Below are 9,977 nucleotides of genomic sequence, written 5' to 3' on the forward strand. Positions count from 1 at the left end.
CATGCGCAACCACCACCGCTGGACGGCGCTGGTCCCGATCGCCGCCCTCGCCCTCGCGGGCTGCGGCGCCGACGAGGGCGCCGGCGGAGACGGAGACATCACCCTCTCCTTCTCCAACAGCTACACCACGGACCACCCGCACACCCGGTGCGGACTCGACCTGGTCGCCGAGCGGGTCGCGGACGCCGACATCGGCGTGACGGTCGAGACCTTCCCCGGCAGCCAGCTCGGGAACAACACCGAGACCTTCACCTCGGTGATGTCGGGCGACATCGACATGGACGTCCAGGGGTCCGCCGCGCTCGGGTCGGCGTACGAGCCGATCGGGATCCTCGACGCCGCCTACGCCTTCGACGACGTCGACCAGATGTTCGCCTTCTTCGACTCCGAGGAGTCCGCGCAGCTCAAGTCGGACTTCGAGGCCGAGACCGGGGTCAAGATCCTGGACGCCTGGTACTTCGGCGACCGGCACTTCACCGCGAACGAGCCCATCCGCACCCCCGACGACCTGCAGGGTCTGCGCATGCGGTTCCCCGACTCCCCGATCTACCTGGCCAACGCCGAGGCGATGGGCGCCACGCCCACCACGGTCGCCTTCGAGGAGGTGTACCTGGCCCTGCAGCAAGGCACCGCCGACGGTCAGGAGAACCCCGTTCCGACGATCTCCGCCGACAGCTTCGACGAGGTCCAGAGCCACATCAGCCTCACCAGCCACCAGATCGGGTCGCAGCTCATCGTGATCTCCGGCCAGAGCTGGGAGCGCATGGACGAGGAGCAGCAGACGGTGGTCCAGGAGGCCGTCAGCGAGGTCAGGGCGGAGAACCGCGCCTGCATCGAGGAGTCGGAGGCCGAGATCTTCGAGCAGTGGGAGGCCGACGGGGCCATGGAGGTCGTGGACGACGTCGACGTGGACGCGTTCCGCACCAGGGTCCGGGACTACTTCGGGGAGAACCTCGACGCCGAGCAGCGGTCCCTGTACGAGTCGCTGCACTCCGGATCGTAGACGGACGAGGCACGGGCGAGAACACGGAAAAGCAGGGGGAGACGGACATGAGGCGTTCCATCGCCACGGTGTCGTTGAGCGGCACCTTGGAGGAGAAGCTCCGGGCGGCCGCCGAGGCCGGGTTCGACGGCGTCGAGATCTTCGAGAACGACCTCATCGCGTCGCCGCTGAGGCCGCGACGGGTGCGGGCGCTCGCCGAGTCGCTCGGACTGGGGATCGACCTCTACCAGCCGATGCGCGACATCGAGGGGGTGGACGACGACCGCTTCCGGCACAACCTGCGCCGGGCCAGGGAGAAGTTCGCCCTCATGGTCGAACTCGGCGTGGACACCGTGCTCGTGTGCTCCAACGCCACGGCGGCGGCCCTGGACGACGACGCCAGGGCCGCGGCCCAGCTGCGGCTGCTCGCCGAGGAGGCGTCCGGGTACGGGGTGCGCGTGGCCTACGAGGCACTGGCCTGGGGGACCCGTGTCAACGACTACGCGCACTCCTGGCGGCTCGTGCAAGCGGCCGACCACCCGGCCCTGGGCGTCTGCCTGGACAGCTTCCACATCCTGTCCCGGGACGGCGACCCGTCGGGGATCCGCGACATCCCTGGTGAGAAGATCTTCTTCCTCCAGCTCGCGGACGCGCCACGCATGGCCATGGACGTGCTGCAGTGGAGCCGCCACTACCGCTGCTTCCCGGGCCAGGGCGGGTTCGACCTCACCGCCTTCACCGGGCACGTCCTGGCCGCGGGCTACACGGGCCCGCTCTCCCTGGAGGTCTTCAACGACGTCTTCCGGGCCTCGGACGCCCGGCGCACGGCCGCGGACGCCCTCCGATCCCTGTCACTGCTGGAGGACGGGCTGAGCCGGACCGCGGACGACGGGACCACCGCCGCCGGAGGGGCGGGCGCCCGCCCCTCCGCGCGGCTGCGCAGACTGCCCGAACCGGTCCGCCCGTCGGGGTTCGCGTTCGTGGAGGTGGCGGCCGAGGCCGAGCCGGCGGAGCGCGTGCGCGTGCTCCTCGGCGCGCTCGGCTTCGCGCACACCCGGGACCACCGCTCCAAGCCGGTGCAGCTGTGGCGCAACGGCGACGCACGCGTCCTGCTCAACTCCAGCGACCCCCGGCTCGGACACACCTGGAGCGGTGACGCCTCCGTCACCGCCCTGGGCATCGCGGTCCCGGACCCCGCCAACGCGATGCGGCGGGCGGAGCAGCTGTTGGCGCCCTCGCTGCCGCGCCGCCGCGACCCGGCGGAGTCGGAGCTCAGCGCGGTCGCCGCGCCGGACGGGACCGCGGTCTTCTTCTGCGCGGACGGCCCGGAGGACGACGAGCCCTGGCTGGAGGACTTCTCCGCCACGCCCGTCGGCGGCCCCCGGGAGGGAGGAGGTGCCCGGCTGACCGGAATCGACCACGTCGGCCTCCTCCAGCCCTTCGACCACTTCGACGAGGCGTCGCTGTTCTACCGCTCCCTGCTCGGCCTGCGTCCGGACATGAGCGTCGAGATGGCGGCCCCCGACGGCCTCGTGCGCAGCCGGGCCCTCACCGACCCGGCGTCCGCGCTGCGCATCGCCCTGAACGTCTCCGTCCTCGGCGCCGCGCACGCGGACACGGGGGGAGGGGCCCAGCACATCGCGCTGGGCTGCGACGACGTCTTCGCCGCCGCGCGCTCCCTGCGGGAGGCGGGGGTGGCACCCCTGGCCATCCCGGACAACTACTACGACGACCTCGCCTGCCGGACCGATCTGCGCCCCGACACCCGGGAGCGCATGCGCGAGGGCGGCATCCTCCACGACCGGACCGAGGAGGGCGAGTTCCTGCACTTCTACACGCCGACCGTGGACGGGCGGCTGTTCTTCGAAGTGGTCCAGCGCATCGGCGGCTACCACGGGTACGGGGCCGTCAACGGCACCGTGCGCATGGCCGCGCAGCGGGCGGAGCGTTCCCTGTGACCGCCACGGACCTCGGCCCGAACACCCAGGGCGGCGCGGCGGGGCGCTCCTTCCTCGCCGGGCTCATCGGCGCCGGGATCGGGCCGTCGCTGACTCCCCCCATGCACGAGAGGGAGGCGGCGAGGCTGGGACACCGCCTCGTCTACCGCACGATCGACATCGCCCGGCTCGGGATGGAACCCGACTCGGTCGGCTACCTGGTGGACGCGGCTGCCAGACTCGGCTTCGACGGGTTGAACATCACCCACCCGTGCAAGCGGCTCGTACTGCCCGCACTCGACGGGCTCTCCACGGAGGCGGAGGCCCTGGGGGCCGTCAACACCGTCGTGTTCGGTGCCGGGGGAGCGGTCGGGCACAACACGGACTGGTCCGGTTTCGCCCGGTCGCTCCGGCACGAGCTGCCGGACGTACCCAAGGACCGGGTCGTGGTGCTCGGCGCGGGCGGCGCGGGCGCGGCAGTGGCCTACGCCCTGCTGGTGTCCGGCGTGCGGGAGCTGGTCGTCGTCGACGTGGACGCGTCGAGCGCCGAGGGGCTCGCCGCCCGCCTGACGGAACGCTTTCCGGAGGCGGACTGCCGTTCCGGGGCGCCGGACGGGCTCGGCCGCCTCCTCGCCGGGGCCGACGGCCTGGTGCACGCGACACCGACGGGTATGGCCCACCATCCCGGGCTCCCCCTGGACCCCGCGCTGCTGCGCCCGTCGCTGTGGGTGGCCGACGTCGTCTACCGACCCGTCCGCACCGAGCTGCTGCGCGCGGCCTCGGCGCGCGGCTGCCGCACCCTGAACGGCGGCGGTATGGCCGTCTTCCAGGCCAGCGACGCGTTCGGCCTCATCACCGGACTGGAACCCGGGCCGGAGCACCTGCACGCCCACTTCCGCGAGCTCATCGCCCGCGAGTGAGCGCGGCGCCGTGGTCGGAGGATCCCCTCCGGCCCCGGCGCCGCCGGCCCGGGATCAGTCCAGGGAGTGGTAGCGGCCGGCCCGGCGCACCAGGGCGGGGCCCCCGCCCCGCACGCCGGGCAGGCCCACCACGTCGGCGAGGAACACCGTGTGGTCACCGACCTCCAGGCGCTGCCGGACCGAGCACTCCAGTGCCGCGAGGGCCTCGTCCAGGACGATCGCGCGGGTCAGTTCGCCCCGGTGGTGGGGCTGGTCGGTCACCAGGAGCCGGGCGCTGGGGCGCCCCTCGGCGGAGAAGCGGCCGGCCAGAACGCGCTGGCCGGCGCCGAGCACGTTCACGGCGAACGCCCCGGCCTCCCCGATGACCTCGGCCATGTAGCCCTCGGAGTCCACGCTCACCGACACGATCGGCGGGTCGGCCGACACCGAGCCGAACGCGGTGACGGTCGCGCCCACGTCGTCCCGCCCGTCGGCGACGGTCACCACGGTGACCCCGGCGGGCAGCAGCGCCATCGCGTCCAGGTACGGACCGGTCAACGGATCTCCCAGGCGTCGGGCATCGTCAGGGGCCCGGCCGCGGGCAGCCCCATCGCCGCGGCCGCGTGCTGGAGCGGTCCCCACGCGCTGATCACCGTCTGCGGCTGCGAGGCAGCCATGTCCTCGCTCGACTCGTGCTGGCGGAGCCGGTCCAGCGGGTGCGGGCGCGGGAACGCGCGCAGGGGCAGGGCGCCCGCGTCCGCCTTCTCCCGTGCCAGGCGCACGGCCGTCTCCAGGCCGCCCAGCTCGTCCACCAGGCCCCGCTCCTTCGCGTCCCTGCCGGTCCACACCCGCCCCCGGGCCACGTCGTGGACCTGCTCGCGCGTCATCCTCCGCGCCTCGGCGACCTTGCCGGTGAAGTCGTCGTAGACCTCGTCCAGGAGGGCGTTCACCCGCTCCCACTCGGACTCGGTGAACGGCCTGCGCGTGTCGAACATGCCGGCGTGGTCACCCGTGCCCACGGAGTCACTGGTCACGCCGAACCGCTCCAGCAGTTCGCCCAGGACGGGTTTGCCGATGATCACGCCGATGGACCCGGTGAGGGTGCCCGGCTGGGCGACGACCGCGTCGGAGCCCAGGGTCACGTAGTAGCCGCCCGACGCGGCGATGTCGCCCATCGCCGACACGACGGGGATGCCCGCCCGGCTGGTCAGCTCGGACTCACGGCGGATCGCGTCGGAGGCGGTCGGTGATCCGCCCCGGCTGTCCACACGGAAGACGATCGCCTTGACCTGGGGGTCCTTTCGGGCCGCACGGAAAGCCGCCGTCACGGTGTCCGACCCCATGACGGTTCCGCCGCCCAGCGGTGAGCGACGGGTCCGTCCCAGGCTGATCCCGCCGGTCGCGGAGATCAGCGCGATGTATCCGGGCCCGCCCGCCGCGCGGGGCCGGGGCGCCGGGGTGTGCTTGCGGTGGTAGCGGGTGACGAACTGGAGTTCCGGCTTCGGGCCGGCCCCGTCGTCCCGGGACCCGCCCGCCGCAGCCCCGACCTCGCCGAGCAGGTCGGCGTACACCTCGTCCCGGTACGCCAGGCCGTCGACCAGCCCGGCCTCCAGGGCCTCCTTGGGCATGAACGGGCCCTGCGAGACCAGCTCGCGCACCCTCTCCTCGGGCAGTGAGCGCGCCTCGGAGACGGCCTCCACCAGCTGGTCGCCCAAAGACGAGACGATCCGGTCGGAGGCCTCCCGCTGTGCCTGCGTGAAACCGGTCTCGGTGACGCTGTTCAGAGCGTTCTTGTACTCGTGGCGCTTGCCGACCTCGTAGGACACGTCCAGCTTGTCCAGGGCGCCCTTGAGGAAGGTCACGCGCATCATCAGGCCGGTCAGCCCGAGCACCCCCGTGGGCGCCATGATCACGCGCGAGAACGCGCAGGACAGGTAGTAGGGGAGGTTGCCCTCGCCCGTCTCCCCGAAGGAGTCGGCCCAGGCCACGGCGGTCTTGCCCGTGGCGCGGAAGTCGGCGACGCAGTCGCGCAGCTCCTGCACCTTCGCGAAACCCAGGGAGCGGGCGTCCACGCGCACCAGGAGCGCGGCCACTCCCGGGTCGCGGGCGCCCCGGCGGATTCCCTCGACGATGTCGAGGTAGTGCTGTCGGCGCCGGTTCATGATCTGGCTGATCGGATCGCCGGGGGCCTCGTCGGCGACCCCCTCCGTCAGGTCGAGCTCCAGTACCAGCGGCCCGTGCCGGCGTGGCCCGAACCGGTTGAGGGACAAGGGTTCCGTGATCTTCGCGAGGTCCACCATGGACCCAGAGTAGTGGCCGGTGTCCAACACCTCCCGCGCCCGGCCCGACCCCGTCGCCGGGATTGTCGCGAACGTACGCAGATCCACCGGTGCGCACCGTGTGCCGGGGGGCGCTATGGTCGACTGGGTTCTGACCACGGGACGCGGGAGAGGGACGACGCATGGCGGGCATCCACGGGCGACGGTATCGGGCGCGAGGCGTGCGCGTCGGGGCGGGAACGGCCGCCGCGGCCTCCGCACTGCTGCTACTGGGCGCCTGCTCCGGTGGCTCGGACGGAGCCGAGATCGAGCTGGAGCGCGGCGAGAGCGGCATGGTCCCGGCGGTCGAACCGCCCGGCCCCGAGGGCTTCGGCTCCGAGACGGTCGAGGGCATCACCATCGACGTCCCCGAGGGGTGGGAGGTCCAGGACCAGGACGGCACGCTGTGCGTGAGCCCTCCCGGCCAGGCCGCCTGCGCCTACGGGTCGGTGCAGCTGACGGCGCACGCGGCGGAGAACCACCCGCAGGAATGGCCGCTGAAGGGCGACGCCCACAGCAAGGAGGACGGCTGGGCCGACAACACCGACCGCTGCCGCAGCCTCAACACCGCGGCCTCGGGGGACATCGGCATCAAGGGCGCCGAGCTGCGGGTCTCCGACTTCACCGAACACGCCGACACCCTCAAGTCGCACCACTCCGTCTGGGACGTCACCTGCGCCAACGACGACACCTTCGAGGTGCGCATGTGGTTCCTCCCGACGAGCGACGTCCTCCTCTACGTCTGGTCCGCCGACTCCCAGTACTCCGCCGTCTACGACCAGGTCGCCGCCTCCATGGACACCACCGAGTACCGGAGCTGACACCTGTCGCACCCGCACCGGATTCGGCCCCCGGATGCGCCGATCCAGTGTTCCCCGGGTCCCGTTAGGCCATAGGGTCGTACTCGTCACAGCAGAGGACGTCCGGGGCGCCGCAGAGGCCTCCCGGAGGACGGCAGTTCAGGCGACAGCGCGAAGCGGGGTGCAGCACTGGTGACCACCATCGGAGCGGCGGGACGGGTTGGTCAGTACACGCTCGACAACGGATTGCGCGTGGTGACGGCGGCGGCGTCCACCGGCCAGGTCACCGCGGTCAACCTGTGGTACGGCGTGGGGTCCCGGCACGAGGTCCCGGGGCGCACGGGTTTCGCGCACCTCTTCGAGCACCTCATGTTCCAGGGCAGCGGCAACGTGACCAAGGGTGAGCACTTCGAGGAGATCGAGCGGCTCGGCGGCGACATCAACGCCTCCACGTCGAGCGACCGCACCAACTACTACGAGACGGTCCCCGAACACGCCCTGGACCGCGTGCTGTGGCTGGAGGCGGACCGCCTGGAGACGCTGCGCGACGGTATGACCCAGGAGGTCCTGGACAACCAGCGCGACGTCGTCAAGAACGAGCGCCGCCAGCGCTACGACAACCAGCCCTACGGCACCGCCCTGGAGCGCATCCTGCGCCTGGCGTACCCCGAGGGCCACCCGTACCACCACCCGACCATCGGCTCGATGGCCGACCTCGACGCCGCCGACCTCGACTACGTCAAGTCGTTCCACAAGGCCCACTACGGCCCGGACAACTGCGTGCTCACCGTGGTCAGCGACCTCGACCCCGAGGACGTCCTGGCCCGCGTCGAGAAGTACTTCGGCTCGATCCCCGCCAGGGACTTCGTCCCCGAGGCGCCCGACGCCACGCTCCGCGAGCCCCTGGGCGGGCCGGTCCGCGACGCCGTCACGGAGACGGTCCCCGCCGCCGGGGTGTTCATCGGGTACCGGGTCGCCCCCTACGGGGAGCGCGCGTTCGACGTCATGCACCTGGCCTCGGCCGTCCTCGGCCAGGGGCAGGGCAGCCGCCTGTACCGCTCCCTCGTCGTGGACCGCCCCATCGCCGCCGACGACGGCGGCGGCGCCGCCGACATCCTGCCCTTCCGCTACACCGACAGCCTCCTGTTGGTGAACATGCTCGCCCGCGAGGGCGTCAGCGGCGACGTGCTGGAGGAGGCCGTGCGCGAGGAGATCGCCACGATGGCCTCGGGCGTGACGGAGGAGGAGCTGGAGCGCGCCCGCGCCGTCATGGAGCGCGACCACCTCCAGTCCATCTCCAGCCCCTCCGGGCTGGCCGACAGCATCAGCAGCTGCACGCAGCTGTTCGACGACCCGGAGCTCGCCTACACCTGGCCCCGGCGCTGGGACGACATCACCGCGGAGGAAGTGCGGGCCGCCGCCGAGCGCGTGCTGGTCGACGACAACCTGCTCGTCGTCCGCTTCGATCCCGAGGAGTCCCCGGCGTCCGAGGCACTCCAGGCCGACGCCGAGGCGAACGTCCCGGGCGCCTCCTAGGGCGCCTCGTCACCCCTGGCCCTGTTACCGCAAGCCGCAGAAAGAGTCGCAGAGCATGCCGCAGACCCGCCCGGACCTCGGTGCCGTAGCGTCCTACTCCTTCCCCAAGCCCCAACGAGTCACCGTCGGGGGCGGCACCGTCGTCGCCATCGACGTGCCCGGCCAGCAACTGGTCTCCCTCCGCCTCGTGCACCCCCACGGGGGTGCTGTGGAGCCGCTGGACGCCATGGGCGTCAACGTGCTCACCAGCGAGGTGCTGGAGGACGGCCCCGACGGCAACAGCTCCCTGGCGCCCGCCCTGGAGCGCCACGGCGCCGAATGGATGTCCCGCGTCAACTGGGACGGTTTCATCACCGGCCTGGACGCCCCCGCCAACCGCCTCAACGAGGCCGTCCACCTGTTCGCGGACGCCGTCCGGCGCCCCGCCCTGAACCCGGACGACATCGTCCGACGCCGCGAGCAGCTGCTGGAGCGGTTCTGGCTGGATGCCGCCACGGCCGGAACCCTCGCCATGCGCAGCCTCGGCGGCCAGCTGTTCACCGGCCGCTACGCCACCCCGCTCGGGGGAGGCCCGGTCCGGTTGGCCGACATCACCCCCGAGACCGTGGCGTCCTTCCACGCCGAGTCCGTCGCCTCCGTCGCCGGGACCCTCGTGGTCGTCGGCGACCTCAGCGGGATCGACCTGGAGGAGCTGGGCAAGACGGTGTTCGGGGACGCCGTCTCGGTCCCGGAGCGCACGTCCGCGGTTCCGGCGCCGCCGCCCGGCGAGCTGCCCCGCGTCCTGATCGTCGACCGTCCGGGCTCCGTCCAGTCGGCCCTGGTCATCGCACACCGCGCGCCCTCCCGCTCGCAGATCGACCTGCCCCGGGCCGAGGGCATCAGCGAGGTGCTGGGCGGCATGTTCACGTCCAGGCTCAACATGGAGCTGCGTGAGCGCCTCGGGTACACCTACGGCGCCGGCTCCCGGTTCGACCTGCGCCGCGACAGCGGGGTGTTCTTCATGTCCACCCAGGTGGAGGCGGACACCACCGCCCACTCCGTCACGTCGTCGTTGGAGCAGGTCGCCAAGCTCCGCGCCTCGGGCGTCACCGAGGAGGAGCTCGTCGCGGTGCGCGAGTCCAACACGGTGGGCCTGCCCGTCAGCTACTCGACGGCGCGCTCCCTGGCCGGGGCACTGGTCGACATGGTCGTCCACGACCTGCCGGACGACTACGTGGACCGCAACCGGGCCGGGTACGAGAGGCTGACCAAGGAGAGCCTGGACTCGGCCGCCACCGAGTACCTGCATCCGGATCAGGCGGTCGTGGTGGTCGTCGGCGACGCGGAGCGGCTCCGCGGGCCGCTCACCGACACCGGGGTCGGGCCGGTCGAGGTCCGCGACCCGGAGTCCCTCTGGTCCTGATCCGGAGCGTGGGGGGGGGCGGCGCCCCCCCCCCCCCCCCCCCCCCCGCGCCCGAAACCGGGGAGGGGAAGAACCACAAAACAAACGCCCCAAATATATGGAG

Annotated in this window: 8 protein-coding genes; 6 read left to right on the plus strand and 2 right to left on the minus strand. The window is 72.3% G+C overall.

Annotation, left to right across the window (positions count from 1 at the left end):
• Nucleotide 1 precedes the first annotated feature (1 nt).
• Genes ACFWTE_RS22145 through ACFWTE_RS22155 form a run of 3 tightly spaced genes read left to right on the plus strand, consistent with a single transcriptional unit; the run spans nt 2 to nt 3,839 of the window.
• Nucleotides 2-1,003, plus strand: a complete 1,002-nt coding sequence (locus ACFWTE_RS22145) for a DctP family TRAP transporter solute-binding subunit (protein ID WP_378781617.1) — start codon at nt 2-4, stop codon at nt 1,001-1,003.
• 47 nt (nt 1,004-1,050) lie between these two features.
• The gene (locus ACFWTE_RS22150) at nt 1,051-2,940 is read left to right on the plus strand and encodes a bifunctional sugar phosphate isomerase/epimerase/4-hydroxyphenylpyruvate dioxygenase family protein (protein WP_378781619.1); all 1,890 of its coding nucleotides are present in this window, start codon (nt 1,051-1,053) and stop codon (nt 2,938-2,940) included.
• Nucleotides 2,937-3,839: a shikimate dehydrogenase gene (locus ACFWTE_RS22155; RefSeq protein ID WP_378781620.1), complete on the plus strand. Its 903-nt coding sequence runs from the start codon at nt 2,937-2,939 to the stop codon at nt 3,837-3,839. The genes ACFWTE_RS22150 and ACFWTE_RS22155 overlap by 4 nt, the downstream gene beginning before the upstream one ends.
• A 54-nt stretch (nt 3,840-3,893) precedes the next feature.
• Here ACFWTE_RS22155 and ACFWTE_RS22160 read toward each other — a convergent pair whose 3' ends face one another.
• The gene (locus ACFWTE_RS22160; protein ID WP_378781631.1) at nt 3,894-4,352 is read right to left on the minus strand and encodes a flavin reductase family protein; all 459 of its coding nucleotides are present in this window, start codon (nt 4,350-4,352) and stop codon (nt 3,894-3,896) included.
• 20 nt (nt 4,353-4,372) lie between these two features.
• Nucleotides 4,373-6,118: a signal peptide peptidase SppA gene (sppA, locus tag ACFWTE_RS22165; RefSeq protein ID WP_378781621.1), complete on the minus strand. Its 1,746-nt coding sequence runs from the start codon at nt 6,116-6,118 to the stop codon at nt 4,373-4,375.
• A gap of 161 nt (nt 6,119-6,279) precedes the next feature.
• On the opposite strand from sppA, the gene ACFWTE_RS22170 reads away from it, so the two are divergent.
• The 3 genes from ACFWTE_RS22170 (at nt 6,280) to ACFWTE_RS22180 (ending at nt 9,874) form a co-directional block, all read left to right on the plus strand.
• Entirely contained in the window at nt 6,280-6,957 is a 678-nt protein-coding gene (locus ACFWTE_RS22170; RefSeq protein WP_378781622.1) for a hypothetical protein, read from the plus strand.
• Between the two features lie 171 nt (nt 6,958-7,128).
• Entirely contained in the window at nt 7,129-8,472 is a 1,344-nt protein-coding gene (locus ACFWTE_RS22175; protein ID WP_378781624.1) for a M16 family metallopeptidase, read from the plus strand.
• A gap of 55 nt (nt 8,473-8,527) precedes the next feature.
• Entirely contained in the window at nt 8,528-9,874 is a 1,347-nt protein-coding gene (locus ACFWTE_RS22180; protein WP_378781625.1) for a M16 family metallopeptidase, read from the plus strand.
• Nucleotides 9,875-9,977 lie beyond the last annotated feature (103 nt).

The organism is Nocardiopsis sp. NPDC058631 (genome assembly GCF_042716955.1).
Taxonomy (GTDB): domain Bacteria; phylum Actinomycetota; class Actinomycetes; order Streptosporangiales; family Streptosporangiaceae; genus Nocardiopsis.

What these genes read in the sequence shown, in the direction of transcription:
- ACFWTE_RS22145 (WP_378781617.1), top strand. Translation starts at nt 2, where the DNA reads ATGCGCAACCACCACCGCTGGACGGCGCTGGTCCCGATCGCCGCCCTC.
- ACFWTE_RS22150 (WP_378781619.1), top strand. Translation starts at nt 1,051, where the DNA reads ATGAGGCGTTCCATCGCCACGGTGTCGTTGAGCGGCACCTTGGAGGAG.
- ACFWTE_RS22160 (WP_378781631.1), bottom strand. Translation starts at nt 4,352, where the DNA reads ATGGCGCTGCTGCCCGCCGGGGTCACCGTGGTGACCGTCGCCGACGGG.
- sppA (WP_378781621.1), bottom strand. Translation starts at nt 6,118, where the DNA reads ATGGTGGACCTCGCGAAGATCACGGAACCCTTGTCCCTCAACCGGTTC.
- ACFWTE_RS22170 (WP_378781622.1), top strand. Translation starts at nt 6,280, where the DNA reads ATGGCGGGCATCCACGGGCGACGGTATCGGGCGCGAGGCGTGCGCGTC.
- ACFWTE_RS22180 (WP_378781625.1), top strand. Translation starts at nt 8,528, where the DNA reads ATGCCGCAGACCCGCCCGGACCTCGGTGCCGTAGCGTCCTACTCCTTC.